Genomic DNA, 23330 nt, shown 5'->3' with positions numbered 1-23330 from the left:
CAGTCCAACGCAGGCCCTTCGCGTTGTCATCACGCGAATAACGGCAATTTATCATCATCGAGCGCCTAGCGCCCTACGGATCGATCTGCTGTCGATACCCGAACAAACCGCCTGGAGTTTGATCGAAATCGGCATGATGAGCGGCCTTTTTCGCTGGCGCGTTCGTCCCGGCGTCAGGATTGGTACGCGACCGCGAAAGCGGTTCTTCAACGACGGGTTTAATCCGCCACGGCGACTTCAAAGCCTTAGCGCCCCAGCGCATCGCCATCAAAGACCGTACTTGCGCTTTCGATTCTTAAAGGCTGGCTCGGTGCCCTCAAGAATTTCAACGACAGTGCTCTTGATCAGTGGTGACTCAATACCGCCAGAGACGTAATTGAACGTATTGGTCGTCTTGTCTCGGGTGGCGCAAATGATTTGCTCGGCGTCGCAAACCACGGCCAAGTTCGGGTTGTGCGTCACCATGATGACTTGGCGCCGCTGCTTGGCTGCCTTGATGCATTTGACCAGCACCTTGAAGATGGTCTGGTTGTCCAAGTTCTCCTCGGGCTGGTCGATAATGATAGGGATGTCGTCCTTGTCTACAAGCAGGTAGAAAACCAGTAAGAGCAGCCCACGCTCGCCGGGCGAGAGCTGGCTGATCTCCTGCTGGTCGAATGTCAGCGAATACCTGGGCACCAAATAGCTCATGCCGTAGAGGTAGTCGAGTATGTCTTGGGGCTCGCCGCCCTTGCGGAGCTGATCGACGATCCGGGTCTCGCGGCCAGCGCCGGACTCGCGCCGGTCGAAGTGCAGCATGTCGTCAACGGTCTCGAGGAATTGCAACGTCGAGTCCACATTCCCGAAATTGACCTCCTTGAGCAGCCCGCGCATGAGGTGGTTACTCTCTTCCACGCCTGAGAAGCTGCCCCGCGACTGCCGATTGATGCGGGAGAAGAATTGCTCTTGGAAGTTCGACTCTTCAATGCGCACGTCAAAGTCCAATGGCAGGTGCATCTCCATCTGGGCTGCGGATTTGACGAACTGCTGCACCGGCTCATACAGCCGACGGTATTCCTCGACGGTCTTGCCGATCTGCTCATGGACCGCCCGGGCCAGCTCCACGCGGCCCGCGCGCAGAGTCGCAAGCTTTTCGGGCAGGGAGCCCAAGGATTCAATCTCGGCCTTGAACCACTCAATCGACTGCGGCTTGTCCTTGTTGCCGACAAGCTCCTCCTTGGTCTGCTCCCACTTGGCGACCTGATCCTTGAAAATGATGAACAAGCGCTGCTTCTCACCGAGCTTGCTCTTGATTTCAGCCATCGCCGTCTCGACCGCCTCGCGCCGCTTGGAGAGGCCCGTGGGTTCTTGATTGGCAAGCGCCGCGTCCACCTTGTCAATCGACTCTTTAGTAGCCTTGACCAGCGCGTCGATTTTCGTGGTGTCGATCTTCAACTCGACCACCTCCGAGGCCTTCAAGTTCGCGTCGACCTCGGCCAGCATGGGAGCCAGCTCAGCCACGAATTGATCATGGACCTTCTTGTGGTTGATGACCGCCTGGGCGACCCGGCTCAGAACGGCCTGGCGCTTGACATCGGATGCCCTCTTGTCGCGGAGCAACCTCTCCTCTTCGCGCAGCTTTTTGATGTCATCCTCGAAAGCCTGAATCTGCTCCGTGGCCGCCTTCGATTCTTCCTGCGCGACCTCCGACGCCGTGGGGTCTTCTACCTGTGTGGGTTTCGAGGCCACGAGGGAGTTGAACGCGGCGACCTTGGCGTCGAGTTGCTCTTGCAGAGTCTGCTTGAACTCCGGCGTGAGCCTGCGCTCGGCCTGCAAAATCTCGGAATTGGCTTTCGAGATTTCCTTTATGACTTGCTCGCGAGCACTGTCGATCTCAGCGACCTTGAAGTCGAGCAACTCGTCCATAGAGGTGTATCCCAGGCGGCCCTCTTCTGGGACGTGCGTGTAGATAATCTTGCGAAGCTCAGTGTCAAACGTCGCCGAGCCGCCGTCGCCGAGCTCGTTGCACAGCGTCTCAAGGTAGCTCTGAGGCAAATACTTCACCCGCTCCACGCTGGTCTCGGACGGGTCTTGGTCTAGTGGACGCTCGGACTCGGTGCCGTCTTGCCAGCCCAGCGCGCCGAGGAAGTGCTGCGCGAGCTTGTTCCTCGGACTGCGAAAGCGCGTGTCTTTGAGGAACGAAAAGCTCCTGAAGTTCTTGGTGTCGCCGGCCAACGCGGCGATGTCTGCCATCGCGCTCTTGCCACTGCCCTTGTTGCCGATGATTGCTACCAAGTCGTGGCTCAGCGGCATGTCCACGTTGAACCAAGTGTCGGCGAGCGGGGAGCCGGCCTTGCGGCCGATGCGGATTTTGGAGGCGTATTTCGTACGATTGGCGTCGACCAGCAAGCGCTTGGGCGGCGTGTCGCCGATGAAGACGCGGTCCTCGAATTCCGTGATGGCTTGGACGAGGCCGTCGAAAGTAGCGTCAGCCTTGATCCAAGTGAAGCAGTTTCCGACGCGATCCTTGTTCTCCGAGCTGCTTGGCGCGTGAGCGTCGGAGCAGTCGAGCAGCGTAGCTTTCACGTTGGACTCTAAGAGCTTCTTGCGGGCGGTGTCGTATGCGGCCGGATTGGCGGAGGCCGTGAAAACCAAGTCGGCCTGGTTGATAATGTTGCGCTTCTCGGCGATGGACTGGTCATCCCATTTGAGGTTGTCCCATTCCGTCTTGCCAACTGCGATCAGGTATTTGCCTGCAAAGTAGTGCTTATCAAGCGCCTCGAGAACCTTCTCCAGGCTCACGCACAAGTTGTTGAAGCCCTCCTGCAAATGCGGGGCGTAGTCCCCTCGTTTTTCAGGCGGCGCCGACTCTACGACCATCTTTCCAAGCTCGGACAAGCTGTCGCGGGTGATGACGCCTTTCCATTTGCCCTTCCAGTCGCTGGAGTCGGGGATCAGTTGGTAGCTTGGGGTCAGCGAATTGAGGAATTGCTGCTGGATGACCTCAGGATCCATCGCGTCGAAGATGACGTGCAAGTTGATGCGGTTCCAGCCGGACTGCGAGTAGGTACCATCCCTCTCCTTCTTGACCACCCCGGCGAACTTGTCCAAGCGCAGCTCGATGACGGGCAGCAGCAGGTCGATATTTTTGAGCCGGTTTTGCTCGAGCTTGGCTTTGCGCGCCCGCTCGTAGCCATCTATGAAGATGTAGTCGTTGATGCCGATGGCTTTGAACTCGGGTGGCAGGGCCTCGAGGTCTTGAAGGAAGGCCTCCCACGCATCGTCGTGGCTGGTGCCGGGGTAGTTGTGGACGACCGACAACGGAGTGTGGACGTGCAAGTCCCACTTTTTCCAAGTCGAGCCGGCAGGATCATTCGTCATCGGAGCCCCCTGAATTATTGACCGATGCAAGCTATAGTTTCTTCCTGATGCAAACCTTCTTCAAGGTACCAGCGTTAATTGAATACCAATTCGATTAATCTGGCCATAAGGCCTTCGGAAACGGCCGAGACGTGACCCTATCTTCCCGCATTTGATTCCCCGTTTAGACCGTGTCGATTTTCGATTGCGCCGGATCCTGATTGTCGTTGCTTCGCTTGGATCGCGGACGGAAGAATAGCTCATCTACCCTACGCTCGCCGATCGAGGTACGGTCAATGGATATAGCTTGTCGGGGTAGCTCTCGGCAGCGTAATCTGTATAAGGACCACTGTATCCAATGAGGTGATAAATGACTTGACATAGCAGCACCTGGACACCGTGGATCCGATCAAGTTGAGTCTGGTAGGTCGCCTCGTCGGGTCTCTCGAAGTCCGCGAGCTTGGGATGAACATGGGCATTACGCAGGTCCGTCCACCGTTCGATATACGCTTTTTCGACCTTCCCCTGCGACGCCAACCACGTGAGCCTTGCACGCGGCCCCGGGGGCTGCTCCAACATGCCGAGCAATCCATTCAATCGGTCCTTCACGTCTTTAAGCGCAGGTTCAGCGGCGACGAACTGTTTCACCAATTGGACCGCCCGCATGGCCTGCACCCTTTTCTCCGGATCGTCAGGTAACGCGACGAGGCTTGCGACTGCCTCCAGCGCAACCGAAACCCCCATCGCCCACGCATCGATCGAGTTGGCGCTCGCTTCACGCGCGTTATACAGGTGGTAGGCCAGTGGATTCCACTGTGTGGCGGGGCTACTTTCAACGACATACGTGAGATAGGCAGCAAACAGCTCCCACCCATGGTTTCGGTACGCCATGGAGACGTGCTTAATCGGTGGGCAAAAGTGCGGACGCTGTGACAGTCTCGCCGGTGAAATAAGCTCAAGCTGCTGAGCACCCGGCTCACAGGTCACCAGCGCCCTAAAAGTTGCCGTTCTGCCGGTGATGAACTGCAGTGCTTCCTGAATTCTCCAATGAAAGTCCGGAGGGAACGGCTTGTCCGCCGATGCCTCCACGACGCTGCGCCCCGATCCTTCGCGTACGTTCACCTTGAAGTGTGAGCCGCACGCGTCGAACTCCGCACTATCGACCACGTAGTGCTTGCCATCGCATTCCTCAACCTCACTCCATGCCATCAAGGGGACCGGGTGCTCTTCGAAAAAGTGCAACTCGAGGCAGTGGTCATGTTGGGGAAGCGCGGGCTCCGCCGTCAGTGCTTGCAAGCGACCGCTGACAAACTCCGGCTCACCAGCACTCATGTCCCAGGACGCATGGGGAAAGAATCGAGATGCACGTAGCTTCGTGCCGTCCTTGGCTTCAGCTTCGAGGCTAAAGAACGTTTCGTTGGGGTGAATCTTGCCGATATGGCTGAAATAGTTCTGCAGCGTGCTATGCGGCGTCGCGTTCTCGTGCTTTGCAACATAAAGCTTGTAGACGAGCACCCCATCCGAATTTTGCCGAATATAGCCTTTTCCTTCGTATCGCTCCCCGCTTTCCTTGTCCTGAGCCAGCACGATTCGCCTGCAATCGATGTCGATATTACCGAGCCGAAAGTCCTCGATCATCTTGTCTATGTTCATGGGCGGCGTCTTAATCTAGGGAAGGGGGAACCATTGCGGCGCGGTACAGCGGTCCTTCAAGCACTGACACAATCGCGCCCGTCACCATCGTCTTCCCGTGTTGAAATTCGTAGCTACTGCTAATGGTGTCTACGAGTCACTCTCGATGTCGATTCCGGACGTCGAACTGCGGTCATATCAGACCCCTCTGCCACGGCGACTGCATGGTCCCACAATGCGCAGCGTCGACGTCACCGCACTCAACCCGATGCCCACGCCGATGCACACGAGCCCGAGGTCCTGGAACCTGCCCCCTTGGAACACGAACTTCAACAACGCACCCGCCCCGAGCGCAGCCGCGGCATAAGCGAACTGTCGACCGTACTGAACCTGCCAGCCTTCGCGCGCGAGCTCCGCGAAAGTGCGGACGAACGGTTCGCTCCGGCGCTGCTCCTCATCGCGCAGCGCGCGCAAGTCTAGCGTGTGATCCGCCTCGGCAAACATGCGCGGCCTCGCTCGCCATTCGACGATGGCATGGCGAGCGAATGACTCGGACGGTACACCCTCGAGGTCACGCCAACGCACGGTGGGCACGCCGTACGCCGTAAGCAGGCGTTGCGTGAGCGCGGGGTGAGGCACTTGCTGGAGATAACGGCCATCCAGGATCGCGAACCACTCTTCCCGCTCATTCCCTGGCTTAACGAGGGTAAGCCGCTCCGGCGTCGGATAGCCGCGCCGCGTCACCCACGCGGCAATCGCTGATTCGCCGTGCATCCGCATGAACGCGACTCGATGCTTGCCTTCGTGCGCCCAAACAATCCCCAGCGGTTCCAGCCACTGGTAATCGGCACGCTCGAGCCCTGACACATCGAAATCGCGTGCGTAGCGCGCCCGCCGGCGCGCAATATCGTCACCGCGAATCGATTCCGGCCGCCCATTGATGTTGGCTCCGAGGACCAGCGTGGGATCGACAAATGCGCGAAATGGCCGGTCGAAGGCCGTGCTATGGCCGAGAAACGGGACGATGCGCTCGATGAACTCTCGACCGTCAAACGCACAGGTGCCGGTTGGACTGACAAACCAATCGTTGAGAAACAGCTGTCCGGTCGGCGTACGACTGAAGCGGTCCAGCGCGAGCTTGAGCTCAGCAAGTTCGCGGGCGATTGCCTCAAGCTCGCGAGGCACGTTGAGCGCAAGCGTGACAGGTGGCGCATCGGAGGCGCCCGGTGGCTGCAAAATCGGGGCGAAGGTACTCATCGCAGATCAGGCCTCCGGATTCGGCATGGTGCCAAGCGTCAGCGCCAACTGATCGTCTGGCACGAGATAGGTCCCGGTCACCGTACCGGCGACGCCATCCAGATCCGGGAAAAGCACCGCCCGGTTAATCCCAGCCGTCTGCAGTTGGCGGCGGATCGCACCAAACACGGCCGCTGGTATCCGCACGTAGCCGAGCCGCTTCTTGTAAGTCTGATTCGTGTCCAGCGACACATATTGCATGCCGAGCCCGTCGGGCTTGCCGCGATGGACGCTAAACCAGCCATCCTGCGCTGCGATGCGGCGCGACACATGGCGCGGCTTGAGAATCTTCGTTTCACCTATGTGCAGTGGGTCCTGACGTTCGTCGTCTGAAATCACGTCCGCCTCATCGCAGGCCAGCATCCAAACAGCTGCAGCAGGAGGCACCTGCCCCTCCGCGGGCTCGTCGGCGGGCTGCTTGATCGCAAACCACAGCGCTGCGAGTGCACTGCCAGACCAGTCCAGCAGTCGCGTCGGCATGGCGTGGTGCTGCGCGATCGCGAGCCAGTCGACTTCGGCGAGGTCGAGGGTCGACTCCAGATAAGGAATCGCTCGTTGCTTGAACTCCGCCAGCATGCGCGCCTCGGTGGTCGGCGTCGTGCACGCGTGTCGTGCAATGCCGGGCTTGAGAAGCCAGTTCTCGCTCCTCTGTCCGCGAAACAGATGGATGTTGTAGCCGAGGTCAGGCGTTCCCGAAACCCATCTGTCTACGTACTGCAGGAAGGTCGCGAGGTCACGCGCTTCGCCGAGATACTGAGCGGTCCGGTCTTTGATGTTGGTGGTCAGCATAGGTGCGGTAGGTCAGGCTGCGTCGACAAAAAGGATAAATCGGCCTGTCATTACGACCCACCTTGATCATCGAGACGGGCACGTGCCGCCGCAATCGATTGGTGCAGCTTCGCCTCCAGCATCTCGCGTGGCGGGAGCACCGTGAGGTACTCGGCCACGTGGATTCCGCTTTTGCCGAGTTCAAGCAATTCGATCTGCTCTTGCTTTTTCCCCGCACACAAGATGATGCCGATGGGCGGCGCCTCATCAGCCTCCTGCTCGTGCTTCGCAAGCCAGCGCAGGTACAACTCCATCTGACTCTTGTACTCAGCCTTGAAGGAACCCAGCTTCAATTCGATCGCGAAAAGGCGTTTGAGCTTGCGGTTGTAGAACAGCAGATCAAGATAGAAGTCGTCGTCGTCGATCGGCAGCCGCTTCTGGCGCGCGACGAATGTAAAGCCGGCGCCGAGCTCCAAGAGAAACTGTTCCATCTCGCGCAGAATCGCATCTTCGAGATCGCGCTCAAGGTAGTGATCGTTGATCCCGAGAAAGTCGAGGATGTACGGATCTTTCAGCACGAGATCGGGCGTCATCTGCTGCGCGTCACGCAGGTGCGCCACTTCGCGCCGGATCACTTCGTCGGGCTGGCGCGATAGCGCGCTGCGCTCGAACAACATCGACTGCATCCGCTCCTGCAACTGCCGCGACGACCAGCGCTCTAGGCGACAGAGTTCAATGTAGAAGTCGCGCTTGAGCGGGTCTTCGACGTACATCAACATCTTCAGATGGGTCCAGCTCAATTCTCTCCGCAGTGCGGAGAGAATTGACTCGTCCGGAAACACCTCGGCCGCGCGGACGCAATGGCGCAATTGCTGCTCGCTCCAACCCCGGCCGTATTCGGCTCTCAGTTGCCGGGCGAGCGCGGGGACGATCTGTTGTCCATAGCCCGCGCGCTCACCGCCCAGCACATCATCCCGGATGCGGCAACCAACTTGCCAATAAAGTAGGGTCAGTTCAGCATTGACGGCCGCCGCCGCTCGGGCGCGCGCCGAATCAATCATGCTGCGGATGTCGGTCAATAGGGATGCGGGGACGAGTTCGATCATCTTGTCAGGAATGGAGGGCTCGGCGGGCCGGCGCGCGCCAATAGGGGCCACGTTACCGGAATCTCAGCCACGGCGGAACCCTGCCGGACACTCCCCCAATTCTCTCCGCACCGCGGAGAGAATTCAGCCGCCGGCCCGCCGAGGCCCTTCCCTTTCACCACACTAAATGTGGTCGCTCGCAATTGAACCTCAGCACCTCCTGAGACGAAGTCGCCTCGCCAACAGCCCCGTCCGGATCGAAGAACATCCCGACCCGCGTGTGACGCAATGGCCAAAGAACCCGCCCACGGCACGTCGTCGCCCGCGCCAGAAATCCAAGGGCGCCGGAACGGTGATGGCACCGCTTTTCGATCGCCGCGGCGGGAGCGCCCAATCGCCCTTGGACAGGGTGCCACGCATGCGGGGTTTCGCCCATGTCCCGAAATGAAGGGTAACATAGCCCTTAATATGTTCCCCTTCAGTTCTTGCGCTTCGGACGCGACGTCAACGAAGGAGACTCTTTCGCAGGTGGCCCAAGCGAAAATTCTGGTCCGCGCAGTAACGTCACCACGCACGCCGATGTGCCCGATATTCTGGCGATGTTCAACGACTGCGGCATCCGACTAATGGCCGGCCGATCGCGCAATTGTGTAGACGTCTGCACTTTCCGCCCGCAAATCCGCTTTTCCAGCTGGCCTCCCCTAAACTGCCTCAAGATCCGTTCACTGCATCCTTGAACGCCTTCCCGGCACTGAACTTCACCGTCTTCGCTGCTGCGATCGCAATCTCCGCCCCGGTAGTCGGATTTCTACCTGTCCGAGCCGCACGTTCTCCTTGCGAGAACGAGCCAAAACCGACGAGTTGCACGCTGTCGCCCGCGCTAACCGCATGCGTGATGACGTCGAGTACGGCCTGGATGGCTTCGCTCGCGGCGACTTTGCTCAGACCGGCGTCGGCCGCGACAGCGTCAATGAGTTCCTGCTTATTCATGAGTCAACCTTGTTCGATGAATCGGGCTTGCACCCTACCGCATTAAGCCACAGCCGGCAAATCGAGAGCTTAATCAAAATTGGCGGTGCGTGCGGATCCGACGTGCTCGCCGAACATTCTTAGAGCGATATCCCGCGCACGCCTCTCCTCAGACCCCGGTCAATTCGCGGCATGGCATGCACCCGGCTCCCGGCTTCCCGCCCTTGACCCGCGACCGTAGCCGATAGCGGGCAGCCATCAAGGGGCTCGGGACCGTGTTGCCCGCACCCCTCCCTCGCCTTTTTCCTTGACGCCTGCCCGCTATCGGCTCCTCCAGTCGCACGGGCGGGAACCCGGGAGCCTGGCGGCAGCAAAGCCAACCCCGAGTTCCACCGGAAGGTATCCAGCCGCAACGGCAAGGCACGCCTTCTCGCCCGGTTTAGGTCCTCAACCTTGACTGGAGAACGCCATGCAACTCGCTTCCTCTTTCCATTACAGCGCCCCAATGCTGCGCGCGGATGCGCCGCTTTCCGACGATCAGATTCGCCGTGTGGCTCCGTCCATTTTCGCCGACGGCAAGCACGAAAGCCGTTCGGAACGCTACACATACATTCCCACCATCGACGTACTGCGCGGCCTGCGCAACGAAGGCTTTCAGCCGTTCATGATCTGCCAGACCCGCGTGCGCGATTCCGGCAAGCGCGAATTCACCAAGCACATGCTCCGCCTACGTCACACCGACCAGATCACCGGCGAGGAAGCCGACGAAATCGTGCTGTTGAACTCGCACGACGGCACCAGCAGCTATCAGATGCTTGCCGGCACATTCCGCTTTGTCTGTCAGAACGGCATGGTCGCCGGCGAGAACATCGCCGATATCCGCGTGCCGCACAAAGGCAACGTGGTGCAAAACGTGATCAATGGCGCGTTCGACGTACTCGACGGTTTCGATCTGATCCGCGAACAGAAAGACGGCATGCGCTCTGTAACGCTCGACCGCGACGAACAGCATGCGTTCGCCTGCTCCGCACTCGCGCTCCGCTACGACCCGACCGATGCCGACGCACCGGCACCCGTCAGCGAAAGCCAGTTGCTCGCCCCGCGCCGTTTCGAGGACCGCCGCGACGACCTCTGGACCGTCTTTAACCGTGTGCAGGAGAACCTGACCAAGGGTGGCCTGCACGGCCGGTCCCGCTCGGGCCGCGCGATGTCTACACGCCCAATCACCGGCATCGACCAGAACGTGAAGCTCAACCGCGCACTGTGGATGCTCGCGGATGCCATGCGCCAGTTGAAGGTGTAACGGCTTCGGGGCGGCGCACTTGCGTCGCCCTGCTGTCCGGCTTTGCGCCATGACGCCCGTCGGGTCACGTCCTGACGCATCCGCCCCTTACTGGCCCGGCATCTTCTTTCCTACTCTCAGGAGTCGATCATGCAAGCCCAATCTGTTGAAACCTCCATCGCCGCCGTTGGCGCTACGGAATTTGCCGCAATGCTCGAAACGAACTTCGGCAACGAACGACCAATCGTGACCGTGCCGTATGCCAGCCTGCAACGCTCGCCGCTGAACGTGCGGACCGAACCGCCATCCGGCATCGCCGGACTCGCGGCCAACGTCCGGGCCAAAGGGTTGCTGCAAAACCTCGTGGTCCACGAGATCAAGGGGACGCGCGGAAAACACCGCAAATATGGCGTCTGCGCGGGCCAGCGGCGCGAAGCCGCGCTCGACCTGCTGTTCGAGCAGAAACACATCGCCGCCGACTATCCAGTCCCGGTGCGCATCGTCAGCGAAGGTGAAGCGCTCGCAATTTCACTGATCGAGAACAGCGAACGCGAAGGACTCGATCCGTTCGACGTGCTGCGTGCCTATCGGATGCTGGCTGAGGAAGGCCGTAGCATCGACTACATTGCGGCTCTTTTTTCCGCCTCGCCTCTCACCATCAAACGGCGCATGAAGCTCGCCAATGTGTCGCCCAAGCTGCTGGCACTGCTGCGCGAAGATGCCATCACGCTCGACCAGCTTGCCGCGCTTGCGCTGGCGGACGATCACGACGCGCAGGAACACCTGTGGTTCGACGCCAACGAGTGGCAGCGTCAGCCGCATTATCTGCGGCAGGCGATCACGCATGCCGAGATCGATGCGAGTCGCAGCCGTCTCGTGTGCTTCGTCGGCCTTGACGCGTACGAGGCAGCGGGCGGCTATGTGCGTCGCGACCTGTTCAGCGACGACGAGCACGCGGGCTATATTGCCGATGCCGAACTGCTACAGCGCCTCGCCGCGCAGAAACTCGATACAGCCGCAGACACGGTGCGCGCCGAAGGCTGGGGCTGGGTCGAAACGCGCATCGAGCGCGACATGCTTGAACTGAACCGTTACGGCCGACTGCGTCCGAGTCAGCGCCTGTATACCGACGACGAGCAGCGCGAACTCGATACGCTCACTGCACAGCACGGCGAACTGACCGACAAGCTCGACGCGCTATCGGAGGACGACGATGACGCGTACGAAGAAGCAGAACGCCTCGACGCTGAAATCGAGGAGGTGGAAGCCGCGATCCACGCGTTCGCGAGTCGCACCGTCGTGTGGGACGCGCCACAGATGGCGGAAGCCGGTGCGTTCGTGATCGTCGGTCCGCAGGGCGAGCTCGTCATCGAGCGCGGCCTCGTGCGCCGCGAGAACAGCGCCGCGCTCGACGCGGCAGGCGCGACTGTGACCGACACCCCCGAAGCGAATGCTCCGGATACCGGAGACGCTCCGGCCAAGATCAAGCCCGTTCATAGTGCGATGCTGTGCCAGCGGCTCACCGCGCATCGCACCGCCGCCATCCACGCGGAACTGGTCGCACAGCCCACCGTGGCACTGGCGGCCCTGTTGCAACACTTGATTCCGCAAGCGCTACCCGAGCATTGCGGTCACGCCTGCGCGCCGCGCTATCTGACGCTCTCGGGAAACAACAATCGCGATAGTCTTCTGCGCGCGGCGGACGACCTACCGGTCAGCCCGGCGTGGAACACCATCGAGACGCAGCGAACGCGCTGGATTGGCGAGTTGCCGACGAACCGAACCGATCTGCTGCCGTGGTTGCTTGGGCAGGATGCGCATTCAACGCTGCTCGACCTCCTCGCGTTCTGCACCGGTACCCTGCTCGACGGGATCGCGCCATCAGAGGCGCCACATGCAATCAACGCGCTGGCCGACGCAGTGAATCTCGACATGGCCCGCTACTGGACGCCAACGCGCACGGCGTACTTCGACCATGTCAGCAAGGCACGCATCGCGGAAGTCGTGTCCGGTGCGGTCTCTCCCAAGGTCGCGGCCGATCTCGGCAAGATGAAAAAAGGTGACGCCGCGGCCGCCGCGGAACTGCGCCTCGCGAAGATCGCATGGCTGCCGGAAATCCTCACCGACCGCAAAGTTCCGGCGTCGCACTCGTGGGCCGTCCGTGATGACAACGATGACGAGGACGCTGATGCTGATGAGGACCCCGGTAATGACGGCAACCGCATCAACCATACGTCGCACGATGCCGAGCCGTCCATCAGAACCACCGAACCGCCGCCGTGGCCTTTCCCAACTACCGAGTCGGTAGCCGCTGCCCACACTGACCCGGACGTCGCGTAACGGCCGATCCTCATCCACGGACGCGACACGGTAGACGGCAGGATGCTTCACGGCCTGCCGTCTACTGACCTGCCGTGCACCGCTTGCCCTACCAAAGTCGACGCGTGGTGCCCCCACCATCCGTCCATCCAACCGCCCGTAACGAGCACCATCAGGCAGAGAACGACCCCGCCAGTCAGCCATAGACTGCACCTGGCCCATGCAAAACGTCGCTCCATCGCCGTGGACATCGCATCCACCCGCGCTGCCGCCGCGTCCACTGCCCGCCCGAATCTGTCGACCACCTCGTCCAGCCGTTTCCGCTGCTCGCGCCCCGAAACCGCCACTGCACCAATGAGCCGATTGCCCGCCGAGTGCGCGACCTGAGCGGTCAGCCTTGCGCTGAGCGTCGTCAGTGCCGCCTCATTGAGGTTTGCCAGCGCGTCCCGGTACCGGGCTTCATGTTCCTGTATCAGCTTTTCGGCCAACGTGATTGTCGCCTTGCACCGCTCCAGCGCGTCGCGGTGCTGCTGCATCAACGCATCGTTCGCGCCGCCGACTTCCCGCCGCGCCGCTTCGAAACTACCCTCGCTCGCCCATCGAATACGCTCCGGCATCGCCTCATACAGGCGCGCGTAGTATTCAAGTACCGCGATGATGGACCAGAGCGCGTCGTTGTCCTGGAGGTTTAGGACGCCAGACACCCGACGCATGCGGGCCAAACTCGCCTCGTCGGGCACCTCGCCGGAGACCTCCTGGAACAGGCGGATCAGTGGCTCGACTGGCCGTTTACGGCTCATCGCCCATTCCGGCGTTGTCCATCATCGTCGAGAACATCGTGTCGCATAACGCTCGCCAGCGCAGCTGCTCCGCCCGTTCGCCGATGTGCATCGCTTCCGACGCGGTGCGAATCGACATCCGCTGACTCCGTAGTTCATCCGCGACGCGATCCGCCAGATCCGGGAAGTCGAGGGTGCATCCTCGTGTTTCGATCGTTTTACGGAGCTGTGACGCCTGATACAGCGTGAACTTGTCCGGCGTACCGAAATGGCCGTTTCGCACGACGTGGATCGTTGCATCGGGAAACGTCGGACTGAACGCACGCAGTAGCTTCAGACTGTCGCGCTGCCGATTGATCACCCACGGTACGACGAGTTCGCGCCGCAGTTCGCCGAGCGTACTGGCCAGTGTCGCGCCAAACCGCGCGACACCCGTTTGACTGCGCGCCGCCGTGTTGACAACGATCGCCGCATCCCGGCGTTCATCGCAGAAGTTGACCAGACCGATCCAGCCTTCTGCTTCGTCCAGACTATAGGCAATGCACGGTACCTCATCCTGAATCGCTTTCATCACGTCGGGATTGGACGTATCGGTCTCGACCAGCGCGACGGGGAGATCACGGCGCTGGAGGTAGTCGGCCAGCGCGAGCGAGACAAAGCTCTTACCCACACCGCCCTTGCTGCCGCCCACCAGATAGATAGGGTAAGTCGTCGCCATACTTGTCCTCTACAGGTTCTCGGTGTCCGCCGCGATCGCGAATGAGAACGCGTCCTGAATCACCATGGCCCCCGGTTTGGTCATCGCTCGCCCGTTATCCTGGCGATCGCGATTCTCTACGTGGTCAACGCTCGGCGATTTCGCTCGCTTCGACTTCCTGACTCGCAGTGACGCACCATCCTGCCCCTGCGGGACGGCCCTTTCCGCACACCCGGCCTTATGATCTTTCGTAACCCGTCGCATCGCGTAGCGCAATGTGCTGGCGCTGATGTCAACGCCCTCTTCCGCTAGTTGCCGAACGATTTCTTCGAACGTATAGCCCTTCTGCTGCGCGCCACTGATATGCGGCCGCATCGCGCTTACCGCGTCACGCACCGTGACGTGATGCTCGTTCGCAGGCTTCGGTGGCAGCGCGTCGAGACGGCGAGCGACCGCGTCCCATTGCGCTTGGGTAAAGTGTTTTATGACCGGCATGATCCGTCTCGACACACTGCCTTGATGCCATCTTGCTGATGAGACCGATGGCCGTCAACGCCAGAAAACAAGCCGAACTTTGCGCATCGGATCGCATGGGAACGGGGCGGAATTGCATGGCACATGCGAAATATTTTTCGCCGTTGCGTACAGGCAACGCGAGCTTGCGATCGGCCATGCAGTAGCAAACGATTGGGCCCGGACGAATCTGATCATGTGAGCGATGCTCGAGGAGCTCAGTATTCTACCGATGCGACTTACTCGGCATCCGCGTCGCAGCCTACTTGTTGAGTTCGCGCTCGCATTGATGCCGTTACGTGTTCGACCAGCCGTTTTTGTTGCACCGTATATGACGCCCCCGATCGCTCATGTCGCTCACAACACTTCGCTTTCCTACGTCACGTGATCGATCGATTGACATGATGCAGCCCATGTCGTCCGCTGCTTTTTATTAGATGCGGGTCGTCTTGTTGCGCGAGATATGCACCCTTCCTGCGCGCGATGAATGCATCTTTTTGCAGCTGCGGCTGGATCTTTCTGCACGACCATACTGCATCGTGCGTGGGAATTGACGAACGACGAGATACAAGAACAAAAGACAAGGGACGGCAGGATAGGCTACCGCCGGTTTTAGGCGCCATCTCCATGCCGATTTCCTACCTCACGATTGCGCTACTACAACCGGTAGGCACCAGATGGAAAATCACTCGATATCAAGCGACATCGGACACCAAGTGTTCCCGCAAAGAGATGCAAAGGAATATGCGAACGGCGACCACGCTATAGCACTCATGCATGCCGCCTGGTGAGGCGGTCGCGCAGCAACTAGCTCTCGCCAAACCGAGCTCGTCGACACCTGGCACAGCGCCAGCACCTTCCGGCCCCGGCGAAATCTTTGTTCCAGCATGAGTAAATCAGCGTCAACAGCAACATGAAAAGCCGCTGTGAATCGAGATGGTTGCGTTCACGGCGTGACGGTCTATATTGAGGAGGGGGACTATTGATACATCGTCCCGCGCGACGAAATTCTTCCCATCGACCACAGAAACAACGCGAGCGGATCGACTATCTAAAGGAGTAGTCCGTGGGCCTTCTGAAACTTGCAATTATCTTTTGTACCGTCGTCGGGATTGCGAAGTGCATTCAACTCGTTAGTCGTCACTGCCATCGACAGTTCGGCAACGGCTTTTTCACGACGCGAGGATTCTGGCTTGCCGCGATCGGCATCAACTTCGTTTGGTGGGGATACATCGCATGGGAAACCGCACTACTGCATCATGAACGAACGTCAGGTGGCTTCATCCTCGCGGCAATGGGGCTTGCCACGATCATCTATTTAATCTATGAAAACGTCCGAAACACGGACCTGGCGTATGGTGTGGCCGGATCAGCCCTACAACTCACGTTGTTTTTCCCTGTTGCGTTATACGGCGCTCCACTCCTCGCGTTCGGCCTGCTCCTTCTGCTCTTCGCAGCATTCAAGGCTGGGCCAACGTGGTTTTTTGATCCGTGATATCGGCCAGACAATGCTTTCCGTTTATCTACGGCACGGCAGATATATACGTCATGCCCGTCCGATATCAACGTTCTATATGTGGTCCGGTCTCATCTGATCGATCTACACTATCCGGCAGCTGACGATTCTGCGGCTCGCGATCAGCATCGCGCCGGCGCCTCTCCACAGGCCGATCTCGTTGCACCGGCATGGATCCAACGAAATACGCCATTTCGACGGCCATCGCGCGATCCTCACGTGCATGCGACCTCGCCATCGCGTAGGCCATTTCGCGCCAGGCAGCAAATACACCGCCATGCGCCACCCATCCCGCGTCACGTTGTGCGTCGGTCGGTAGCAGCGCCCAATATCTCGGCGTTTCGCCGCGCGCGACCATATGAACGACAGCCGGCTTTGGATAGCGCCGCGTCACGCCACGCGCACGTCGAGGCGTCGCATTCGCTTCGACGCCGTGCTCTCGCAATTTCTCCGCAAAATGCTCACGCCAGCGCTGGAGATCCTTGTGGCGCGGATTCAAACGACGACCGTCCGGCCCACGTACCTGCACACTCAGGTGCACATGTGGATGCGCCTCGTCGTCGTGCGCCGCGAACACATACGCGCGTCCGTCGCCGAACTCGAGCGACGCGAAGCCCCGCGCCGCGTCCCGTACCGCCTGCCGATCCGTTCCCGGCGGCATCGACAGCAGGATATTGAAGACCTCGCGCCGCGTGCTGGTCTCCGGGATACCCCACCCGCCGAGTTGCCAGGTTTTCGCAAGATCGCGCAGTGCGTCCTTACCGGCAATACGGTCACCGTTCTGGTCTTCCAGCTCGATTCTGCCGCTACGAGAGATATAACGCAGATGTCGACGTACTGCTCCCATGCCCTGCGCGCTGGCCGCCTTGTTGGTAATCTTGACCATGACCTCCGGGGTACGCCCGAGCGTGCGAGTGACCTGAGCGCGCATACGCACGGCGGCGTCGCGAATGCCCACATGCGAGAGGCGCGACGCACGCGCATGTCGCAGCGGCTCCTGAAATAACCGATCGCCCCAATTGACCAGCATCGCATCGACGTAGACTTTCGGGTAAGGCATGTCAGCGGCTCCATCGATCAAGATTGGCGCGCACGATAGCCGCCGTTGCACGCAAGTGGTCGTCGATGCGTTTTTGCATGTCCGCCCAAGCGATCATCAGATCCTGACGCGTGAACTCCGTTTCACCCGTGCGCACAAGCCGGCCCAACAAGCGATTGATGCCGGCAAGCTGTTGATTAGACACAGACAGCATGCGCAGCTCGTATTCGCCCAACTGAGGTTCCCGTGTCAACTGCGCGCGAACTAGCGACACGACCCAGCGATTACCGCTCAGGCCCATCGCAGCCGCGCGGTGCTCAACCACGGTCAGTTCCGCAGCGGTCAGCCGAATTTCGACGCGACTACGTCGCTCCCCGACGACCGGCCTAGGCAAGCCCGGCATGGCCGCACCGTGCTCCGGACCTGTCTCGTCGCGAACGGCGGTTGCAATCAACTGGCGTGCCCCTTCGCCCGCCGTCAAACCGCGGCGTGCACACCAGTCGTCCCAGCGCGACCGGAATGCCCCCAGCTCGACACACAAACGCTCGCGCATGGCTACGATTTACCTCAACGGGATGGCGACGGCGGTGGCGGGTCGGCCGGCGTGCGGTCGATCTCACGAGCAGGCGTGCGTTCTGGAACGGAACGCTTGCGACGATCCCGACTCGATGGCGCCTTCGGATCGAAAACCTTCGGTGTCGGGAGTGGAATGCCTTCACGCTGAAACGCAACCAGCATGCGCTCGGCGCGCTGCTGCACGCGCGCTACGGAACGCTCGCTGAAACCCTGCTCGCGCATCGCTGCAGTCAGCACGGCGAGATGCAATGCACGTTCACTTTCCGGATATCGTGCGTCACGGCGATGCTGCTCCTGTGCGGCAACAGGCTCGGCGTGCGAATCGCCGGACCGGCTCTTGCCACCGGCCGAATTGTCAGCTTGAGGCTGAAAGTCGGTGGCAGTGCGGTCTCGCTGCACGACCTCCACCTGCCAGGTATTGCGATAGACGTCCTTCTGCTCTTCACCAATCGCCCTGCCTTCATCATCCAGGATCGGCGCCTGCACGGTAACGAGACGTTTGCCTAGATTTTCGAGTGTCACCGGCTGCCCGATCTGCGCATTCGCTTCGCGCACCGCACGCTCGAGATCGACACCCCACACCACTTGATCGACGCCTGCTTCGTCACGAAACACCACGTAATAGGAGTTGCTGCGTGCCGGATTGTGCTGATACGGTGCGCCGCCATGCTCTCGCAGTTCGCCGGCGTATCGCCGAGGGCCGTCGGCCTCGTCGTTGGTGACGTTGGGGCTTGCTTTCGGGATAGGCGATTCCGATGCCAACGCATCGACTGGCGCGGACGGACGGGGTCCGTTGGCGCTCACGCTCGGGTCGCCCCCAGGCGCAAACGATGCCACGGTCTGATCGTCTGTGCGCCTCTGCGCACCCGCCGCCGCTCCGGTACCGACATCCGCTACCATCTCGACACGATTGTTCAGTCGCGCCTGTCGGGCATCTGCCAGACGCGCTAAATCTGCCGCTTTCGGCTCATAGCCGCTCACTTCGATGCCGAGCAGCGTGCCTTGCAGCCACGCCTCGCTGCGGAATAACTCGTGGCCCGACACGCGAATACGCTGCCAGGATTTCGCCTGCACCATGTCGATCATCGACTCGACCACGTCCGGCCGGTTGTGCTCGGTCACGAGGTACGGCCCCAGATCCTCGAACGCAAGCTGATACGGGGCGTCCTTCAGGAAATACTGGTTGCCAGCGCGCAGGTAGCGCTTGCGCACGCGTTCGGGTGGCTGGTCGAGCGGAGAACGGATCCGATTCCCCTTGGCCGTTGCCTCGACCGGTGATCGGGTATCGGCCTGCTGCGGCGCGATGCCATCGTCACGGATCGCCTGATCCCGCAATCTCGCCCGCGCAGCATCGAACTCGCGTCGGCGCCGGGCGGATACGGTGCCCATCGCGGCCGAGTCCAGCCTGTCGCGCCGCTCGTCGGAGGCAACGGGGTCGCCACTGGCACCCGGCAGGTCCGGTTCGATCACATTGATGACCGGATCGGCCTCGTACGCAGAAGTTGTTTGAGCCATGTCACCACCTCGCATCCTCAAGACCGGCGTTGCACGTGAGCACCACACTGCTGTCCCTCATCGGTCGGGCGTCGAGTCTGCTTCACGCGACGCGTTCTGTTCGCGGGATTTCTCCAGTGCGGCCGCCCGCGCCTCCCGGATGCGTGCCCATGATTTCGCCTGCAACTGATCGAGCATGCCCTCCAGATTGGGGCTGAAATTCAACTCGCGGGCAGACTTCTTCAGCGAGCCGACCGCGCGTTCCAGCAGCTCGCGCGCGCGGTCCCACGGATAAACCTTGGCCTGAGCGCCGTCATAGCCGACCTGCAATTCGGACCCGTTCAGCCGCGCGTTCTCGTCCATCCACTTCAAACGTTCGGACACGAAGGTCATCTGATCCTTGCGGTGAAACACAACACTGCGCGTCGCGACTTCCTGAATCAGGTAGTGTTCCGTGTTGAACACCTCGCCGCGATACGGGCCACCGTTCTCACACGGTGCCGCCATCCTGAGGGGCGAGCCAAATCGGTGTTCGGCCAGTGCCTTAACCTCGCTCGGAACCTCACCCACGCCAAAGATCGGCTCGCCGACCGGCGGGCGCGACGATGCAAACCGGGGCGATTCGGCGGCCGGTGGTACCGCAACTGGCGAAGTACTGGAGGGAGAATCCGCTGAGGGCGATGCCGAAGCGGAACTACTGCCCGTTGGCGGCACATCCGGTGTAGCCTGTTCCGGTGCACTGCGCTTCGAGGACCGGCGACGCGGCTTGCCTCCCTCGTCAGCCAGTAGCTTTTCCTTGACGTTACTCATCGTGCTACCCTCCTCGCGTTCATCCGCCTCAACCAAGGTCATGTTGGATATGGCGGAAACAACCGCCTGACTCTCCACCGTCACTGCAGAGCGAACCGTGGCGCGCAGGTGTGCGCCGACCGCATCAAAGCCGGACAACACCGCCATGTCACTGAAATCGCTCGGCACCTTGTCGTCGATGTGCGCGTCGGCGGCAAACGCTGGCCACGCCACACGGGCCTGTGCCGCTTCCGCGGCCTGCCGGGCCTGTACCTCGCCACTGCCGCGTTCGCCCAAGACGATCAGCTCCGCATCGGGATACTGTTCACGCAGGCACTGCGCCACTAACCCCAGATTCCCGCTCGACAGCGCCGCCACCGCGAACCAGTCTGTCGCGCGCGCAGCGGCTAACGCCGTCGCCATGCCTTCTGCGATCAGGATCCGCGACGATTCCTCGGCCGGAACCAACATCGGCTCCGTCATCCAGTAGCCGCCCCTCTTCACGCCACCAGCCAGTGACGATTTCCGCCCGTGCTCGTCGACCAGTTCCAGCGTCGATATCGGCCCGTTCCAGACCGGCACGATCAGCACGCGCCCCGTCAGCGGTTGTTCCTCGCTGGCCGGCGCATAGCCGAGCAACGCGCGCAATTCCAGTGCATCCAGCTCGCGCAGCGTGTCCATCGGCGCAAGGTGTTTGCGCACGAGGTACGGGTGCTCCGGCCCGACCGGCCTCGCCCACTGCCAGATCGATACGGCCTCCTGAGCCACAGCCGCATGGCGCGCCTGCCGTTGCGCCTCCTCGCGCGCGCGTTGCGCCAGTACCTCCGGAGACGGCGCGATCACAGCGGTCGTGCGGTCCGGATAATTCGTCCGCTTCAGGTCGAAGCCATGCTGACGCGCCTGCCAGAACAACGTAGCCAGCGTCTTGCCACCCGACGCGCTGACCGAACGCCACGTGGTCCGGGCCGCGCGCTCGTTATAGTTGGCAGCCGTCCGGCTCCACGCATCCCAGAGCTCAAAACCCTCATCGCCAAATCCCTGCTTGAGGGCGAACGCCATGTCGACCCAGGTTTCGTAGTCGTCAGCGGGAATCACGGCAAGCGCGGCACGCGCACGATCCGCCTCATCCACGTATGGTTGCGTCATTGCCATCCTCCCATCACGCGCGGGCCGCTCGCGGCTGCGCGCCGCTTCGGCTCAACAAAATCGAGTTCGGCCACGTTAAGATCGTCGACACTCAGGTGACGTCTCGCCTGAGCTACCTGCCTGCCCGGGACACCCAGCAGCATGAAATGCCGTTCCACGTAGGCCACGGCCTCCTCCTCGCTGATGTCGGCAAGATTTGACGGAAGATCGCGCGGATCCCACGCTTGCAGCACCTCCAGGTAATCGGGCGGCAGATGGATGAGTTCCGCGCCGTCCGGATCGATCTCATCGGGACGCAGGTCGCGCAGCCGACGCTCGACCACCGCGCTGAAGTGGACCAGATTCATGGCCGGTACGGATGGCGCGACCACGACGCGCGATGAAAACTCGGGATCGCGCCAATAGCAGATCTTGTCGGCCAGGATTGGCTTGGTGTTTTCCAGCACGATGATTTCCTTGTCGTGCCCCAGCTCTTTCAGTTCCTGCGGTAGCAGCAGCGGGCGACGCTGCTCCGACACACTTTCGCTCGATGCGCCCCGGCCGCCGAAGAATGCGTTGGACCGGCTCACACTGCGCGAGAGGTCCGTGAACGTGCCGAGCATTTCCGAATAGTCGTTTGCGTCCTTCTGCTCGCGCGGCGCATAGAGGATCTGCATCGCGTGGTTCGTGATGAAAGTACGCGCGTCGGCTCGCCCGTAGACGGACTCGAGTTGCGCAATCGACTGGACGATCGACAGCAGACGCAGGTTGTAGCCCGCCATATAGGCGACCGCGCGTGCAATGATGTGAATCTTCCCGATCGAAGTCATCTCGTCGAGCAGCACCAGGCACTGGAATTTCAGCGCCGGATCGGCTTCGGGCAACTGCTTCGTGTTCAGGTTGACGAGCTGCGAGAACACGAGGTTTACGAGCAACGCCGCCTCAGACAAATGGTCGGGCGTGATGCCCAAATAGACCGACATGCGACGGCGGCGCACATCGCGCAGATCGAAATCGTTCGCACTGGTCGCCGCGTCGACGATCGGATTGGCCCAAATCGTGAGCGGCGCGTTGAACGTCGCCAGCACACTGGCCAGCACCTTGTCGTCGTTCGACAGGAAACGGTTCAACGCATCGACACATGGCCCAGAAAGAAGATCGCGATACCGGACCAGTGCGCGCTGCAAGTAGGTTTTCACCGGCATGCCATTGCCCGACGACTGCCGCAGCACTTCGCCCATCGTGACCGGAAAATCGGGGACCGATGCGCCCTTGCCGGCCCGATGCGCGTCATGCCATTCGCACAGCAGGAGCACGATGCCGAGAAACAAGTTTCTCGCCTGGTCCTTCCAGAAATCGTCGTGGCCACCCGGCGGATAGAGCGCGTAGCCAATCGCCAGGATGTCGCCCACTCGGAATAAACCATCAGAGATTGCCGACAGCGGATTGTAACGATGCGTGCAGCCGTCTTCGGCGAACGGATTGAAGAGGTACACGTCCTGTCCGTGGGCCCGACGGAAACCGGCCGTGGCCGCATAGTTTTCCTGCTTGACGTCGAGCGCTACCACCGAATCGGGAAAGGTGAGCAGATTCGGGATCACCACGCCGACGCCCTTCCCGGAGCGTGCGGGTGCCGCAAGCAGCACGAATTGCTGGCCGACAAACCGCAGGTAGCGACCGCGCCATGTCCCCACAACAATCGCCGGCAAGGTATCGAGATGGGAGCGCGTCATCACAGCAACCCAGCCTGACGAATTTCCGTCTCGTTCGCAAAGCGCGCGCTACCATAGAGACGACGTCGACTCACGCTCGCCCGTAGTGCATGGATGCCTAATACCGGCCCACCCAAGGACACAAGCGTGCCCAAGAGCGCCGCCCCCACCAGCCTGCGACCGACATTCGGCATCATCCCGTCTCGCCACGCCAGCGCCGCATCGAGCCAACCCCACAATCCCGCTTGCAGCGGATTCATCCTCAGACTGGCATACAGGACGAACGATGCAAGCCAGAGCGACGCTGCCAGTCCAACTATCAGGCAAGCCAACACGACCAATGTCATGACGGCCGTTCGGGTGTGTTGAAGCGAAGAGGAAGACGGGTGGTTCATCGCCG

Annotated in this window: 18 protein-coding genes; 3 read left to right on the top strand and 15 right to left on the bottom strand. The window is 61.0% G+C overall.

Annotation, left to right across the window (positions count from 1 at the left end; genetic code table 11):
* Window positions 1–267 precede the first annotated feature (267 nt).
* From AC1Z3W_RS06620 to AC1Z3W_RS06595, 6 genes are all read right to left on the bottom strand, one after another.
* The gene (locus AC1Z3W_RS06620) at window positions 268–3360 is read right to left on the bottom strand and encodes a TrlF family AAA-like ATPase (RefSeq protein WP_483507315.1); all 3093 of its coding nucleotides are present in this window, start codon (window positions 3358–3360) and stop codon (window positions 268–270) included.
* A 243-nt stretch (window positions 3361–3603) separates the two neighbouring features.
* A complete protein-coding gene (locus AC1Z3W_RS06615; protein WP_483507314.1) occupies window positions 3604–4992 on the bottom strand; it encodes a hypothetical protein in 1389 nt (462 codons plus the stop codon).
* 177 nt (window positions 4993–5169) lie between these two features.
* Window positions 5170–6228: a hypothetical protein gene (locus tag AC1Z3W_RS06610; RefSeq protein WP_483507313.1), complete on the bottom strand. Its 1059-nt coding sequence runs from the start codon at window positions 6226–6228 to the stop codon at window positions 5170–5172.
* 6 nt (window positions 6229–6234) lie between these two features.
* Window positions 6235–7056 carry an FRG domain-containing protein gene (locus AC1Z3W_RS06605; protein WP_483507312.1) on the bottom strand — a complete coding sequence of 274 codons (822 nt, stop codon included), beginning with the start codon at window positions 7054–7056 and terminating at the stop codon, window positions 6235–6237.
* A 50-nt stretch (window positions 7057–7106) separates the two neighbouring features.
* Entirely contained in the window at window positions 7107–8141 is a 1035-nt protein-coding gene (locus AC1Z3W_RS06600) for a PDDEXK nuclease domain-containing protein (protein ID WP_483507311.1), read from the bottom strand.
* A gap of 690 nt (window positions 8142–8831) precedes the next feature.
* Window positions 8832–9110 carry an HU family DNA-binding protein gene (locus tag AC1Z3W_RS06595; protein ID WP_483507310.1) on the bottom strand — a complete coding sequence of 93 codons (279 nt, stop codon included), beginning with the start codon at window positions 9108–9110 and terminating at the stop codon, window positions 8832–8834.
* A gap of 448 nt (window positions 9111–9558) precedes the next feature.
* On the opposite strand from AC1Z3W_RS06595, the gene AC1Z3W_RS06590 reads away from it, so the two are divergent.
* Together AC1Z3W_RS06590 and AC1Z3W_RS06585 are read left to right on the top strand one after the other, a co-directional pair.
* On the top strand, window positions 9559–10392 hold the full coding sequence (locus tag AC1Z3W_RS06590) for a DUF932 domain-containing protein (RefSeq protein WP_483507309.1): 834 nt from the start codon (window positions 9559–9561) through the stop codon (window positions 10390–10392).
* Window positions 10393–10521: 129 nt separating this feature from the next.
* Window positions 10522–12711, top strand: coding sequence for a ParB/RepB/Spo0J family partition protein (locus tag AC1Z3W_RS06585; RefSeq protein ID WP_483507308.1), 2190 nt, complete (start codon window positions 10522–10524; stop codon window positions 12709–12711).
* 47 nt (window positions 12712–12758) lie between these two features.
* Here AC1Z3W_RS06585 and AC1Z3W_RS06580 read toward each other — a convergent pair whose 3' ends face one another.
* Genes AC1Z3W_RS06580 through AC1Z3W_RS06570 form a run of 3 tightly spaced genes read right to left on the bottom strand, consistent with a single transcriptional unit; the run spans window position 12759 to window position 14661 of the window.
* Window positions 12759–13490 carry a hypothetical protein gene (locus tag AC1Z3W_RS06580; protein WP_483507307.1) on the bottom strand — a complete coding sequence of 244 codons (732 nt, stop codon included), beginning with the start codon at window positions 13488–13490 and terminating at the stop codon, window positions 12759–12761.
* Window positions 13480–14187 carry a nucleotide-binding protein gene (locus AC1Z3W_RS06575; RefSeq protein WP_483507306.1) on the bottom strand — a complete coding sequence of 236 codons (708 nt, stop codon included), beginning with the start codon at window positions 14185–14187 and terminating at the stop codon, window positions 13480–13482. The genes AC1Z3W_RS06580 and AC1Z3W_RS06575 overlap by 11 nt, the downstream gene beginning before the upstream one ends.
* A 9-nt stretch (window positions 14188–14196) precedes the next feature.
* On the bottom strand, window positions 14197–14661 hold the full coding sequence (locus AC1Z3W_RS06570; protein ID WP_483507305.1) for a hypothetical protein: 465 nt from the start codon (window positions 14659–14661) through the stop codon (window positions 14197–14199).
* Between the two features lie 1084 nt (window positions 14662–15745).
* Here AC1Z3W_RS06570 and AC1Z3W_RS06565 point away from each other — a divergent pair.
* Complete coding sequence (locus tag AC1Z3W_RS06565) at window positions 15746–16174, top strand: hypothetical protein (RefSeq protein WP_483507304.1); 429 nt, start codon at window positions 15746–15748, stop codon at window positions 16172–16174.
* A gap of 67 nt (window positions 16175–16241) precedes the next feature.
* Here the strand turns inward: AC1Z3W_RS06565 and AC1Z3W_RS06560 are convergent, their stop codons facing one another.
* The 6 genes from AC1Z3W_RS06560 to AC1Z3W_RS06535 are packed head-to-tail and all read right to left on the bottom strand — an operon-like array spanning window position 16242 to window position 23325.
* Window positions 16242–17255: a relaxase/mobilization nuclease domain-containing protein gene (locus AC1Z3W_RS06560; RefSeq protein ID WP_483507303.1), complete on the bottom strand. Its 1014-nt coding sequence runs from the start codon at window positions 17253–17255 to the stop codon at window positions 16242–16244.
* A 1-nt stretch (window position 17256) separates the two neighbouring features.
* Entirely contained in the window at window positions 17257–17787 is a 531-nt protein-coding gene (locus AC1Z3W_RS06555; protein WP_483507302.1) for a plasmid stabilization protein, read from the bottom strand.
* Between the two features lie 14 nt (window positions 17788–17801).
* Entirely contained in the window at window positions 17802–19325 is a 1524-nt protein-coding gene (locus AC1Z3W_RS06550) for an LPD7 domain-containing protein (RefSeq protein ID WP_483507301.1), read from the bottom strand.
* A gap of 57 nt (window positions 19326–19382) precedes the next feature.
* Window positions 19383–21239, bottom strand: a complete 1857-nt coding sequence (locus tag AC1Z3W_RS06545; protein WP_483507300.1) for a PriCT-2 domain-containing protein — start codon at window positions 21237–21239, stop codon at window positions 19383–19385.
* The gene (locus AC1Z3W_RS06540) at window positions 21236–22951 is read right to left on the bottom strand and encodes a type IV secretory system conjugative DNA transfer family protein (RefSeq protein WP_483507299.1); all 1716 of its coding nucleotides are present in this window, start codon (window positions 22949–22951) and stop codon (window positions 21236–21238) included. The genes AC1Z3W_RS06545 and AC1Z3W_RS06540 overlap by 4 nt, the downstream gene beginning before the upstream one ends.
* Window positions 22951–23325, bottom strand: coding sequence for a hypothetical protein (locus AC1Z3W_RS06535; protein ID WP_483507298.1), 375 nt, complete (start codon window positions 23323–23325; stop codon window positions 22951–22953). Before AC1Z3W_RS06535 ends, AC1Z3W_RS06540 begins: the two co-directional genes overlap by 1 nt.
* Window positions 23326–23330: the final 5 nt, after the last annotated feature.

Source organism: Burkholderia sp. 10_S31 (genome assembly GCF_056930375.1).
This window is presented reverse-complemented; position numbering and strand designations above follow the sequence as displayed.

Excerpts from the sequence above, each read along its gene's own strand:
- AC1Z3W_RS06585 (WP_483507308.1), top strand. The coding sequence starts at position 10,522 with ATGCAAGCCCAATCTGTTGAAACCTCCATCGCCGCCGTTGGCGCTACG.
- AC1Z3W_RS06615 (WP_483507314.1), bottom strand. The coding sequence starts at position 4,992 with ATGAACATAGACAAGATGATCGAGGACTTTCGGCTCGGTAATATCGAC.
- AC1Z3W_RS06610 (WP_483507313.1), bottom strand. The coding sequence starts at position 6,228 with ATGAGTACCTTCGCCCCGATTTTGCAGCCACCGGGCGCCTCCGATGCG.
- AC1Z3W_RS06540 (WP_483507299.1), bottom strand. The coding sequence starts at position 22,951 with ATGACGCGCTCCCATCTCGATACCTTGCCGGCGATTGTTGTGGGGACA.
- AC1Z3W_RS06535 (WP_483507298.1), bottom strand. The coding sequence starts at position 23,325 with ATGAACCACCCGTCTTCCTCTTCGCTTCAACACACCCGAACGGCCGTC.
- AC1Z3W_RS06590 (WP_483507309.1), top strand. The coding sequence starts at position 9,559 with ATGCAACTCGCTTCCTCTTTCCATTACAGCGCCCCAATGCTGCGCGCG.
- AC1Z3W_RS06550 (WP_483507301.1), bottom strand. The coding sequence starts at position 19,325 with ATGGCTCAAACAACTTCTGCGTACGAGGCCGATCCGGTCATCAATGTG.
- AC1Z3W_RS06575 (WP_483507306.1), bottom strand. The coding sequence starts at position 14,187 with ATGGCGACGACTTACCCTATCTATCTGGTGGGCGGCAGCAAGGGCGGT.
- AC1Z3W_RS06555 (WP_483507302.1), bottom strand. The coding sequence starts at position 17,787 with ATGCGCGAGCGTTTGTGTGTCGAGCTGGGGGCATTCCGGTCGCGCTGG.
- AC1Z3W_RS06545 (WP_483507300.1), bottom strand. The coding sequence starts at position 21,239 with ATGACGCAACCATACGTGGATGAGGCGGATCGTGCGCGTGCCGCGCTT.
- AC1Z3W_RS06570 (WP_483507305.1), bottom strand. The coding sequence starts at position 14,661 with ATGCCGGTCATAAAACACTTTACCCAAGCGCAATGGGACGCGGTCGCT.
- AC1Z3W_RS06595 (WP_483507310.1), bottom strand. The coding sequence starts at position 9,110 with ATGAATAAGCAGGAACTCATTGACGCTGTCGCGGCCGACGCCGGTCTG.
- AC1Z3W_RS06605 (WP_483507312.1), bottom strand. The coding sequence starts at position 7,056 with ATGCTGACCACCAACATCAAAGACCGGACCGCTCAGTATCTCGGCGAA.
- AC1Z3W_RS06600 (WP_483507311.1), bottom strand. The coding sequence starts at position 8,141 with ATGATCGAACTCGTCCCCGCATCCCTATTGACCGACATCCGCAGCATG.
- AC1Z3W_RS06560 (WP_483507303.1), bottom strand. The coding sequence starts at position 17,255 with ATGCCTTACCCGAAAGTCTACGTCGATGCGATGCTGGTCAATTGGGGC.
- AC1Z3W_RS06620 (WP_483507315.1), bottom strand. The coding sequence starts at position 3,360 with ATGACGAATGATCCTGCCGGCTCGACTTGGAAAAAGTGGGACTTGCAC.
- AC1Z3W_RS06580 (WP_483507307.1), bottom strand. The coding sequence starts at position 13,490 with ATGAGCCGTAAACGGCCAGTCGAGCCACTGATCCGCCTGTTCCAGGAG.